Genomic DNA, 732 nt, shown 5'->3' with positions numbered 1-732 from the left:
ATGAGTTAACTAAATACAACGGAAAAAGCGGTGCAGTCAGTTACTATCCGGAAACAAACGAACTCCATCATCTTCGCTATTTCAATTTGGAGGCGACAAAATGAAAACCATCAGTTCTAAATTCAGCCACGGTATCGCCTCTTGCATCATCACCTTACTCTCTGCCAATTGTGCCCACGCAGATGATACCGAAATACTATTTGAATCCAGCGCTTCAAATGAACTAACGCCTAACGTGCTGTTTATTCTTGATAACTCAGGCAGTATGGCAAGTACAGTTAAGACTGAAACACCCTATGATAATAGTGTTAACTATACTCAAAAAGCCATAGACGATGGCAAGAGCGCGTACTCAGATACGTATATCTATGTCTACAACAGCTATTATAGATATAAAGGGCGAATTTTAAGTAGCCAGAACCATTGCCAAACGATGGTTGATAAGTTGGCAGCATCGGGCCAATACACATCGGCTAAAACAGCAGGCTTCAAGAAGAGCAGTAACTCCTGGAAAAGTTTGTTTGGCAACTCTAGTGGTGCGCAATGGGTCAGCGGGGGCTGGCAAAACTCGAATGTTATCGAGTGTAAAGACGACCGTGGCGAACACGGGAAAAACGGTACCACCGGCAACACTTATGCTCGCAACAATAATTCCATGTGGACGAGTAACAAATCAAAAGAAGTTAGTTGGGGAGGTTACAGAACATACGACTTCTTTTCAGCAAACTATCA

General features: G+C 42.9%; 1 protein-coding gene. It reads left to right on the top strand.

What is annotated here, in order from left to right:
- Nucleotides 1-100 precede the first annotated feature (100 nt).
- Nucleotides 101-732, top strand: a 632-nt coding sequence (locus tag A3766_RS01830) for a hypothetical protein (RefSeq protein ID WP_197479176.1), incomplete at its 3' end; no start/stop codon positions are given.

The organism is Oleiphilus sp. HI0132, assembly GCF_001635845.1.
The sequence above is the reverse complement of the archived record's forward strand: the minus strand, read 5'-3'. Positions and strand labels throughout refer to the sequence as shown.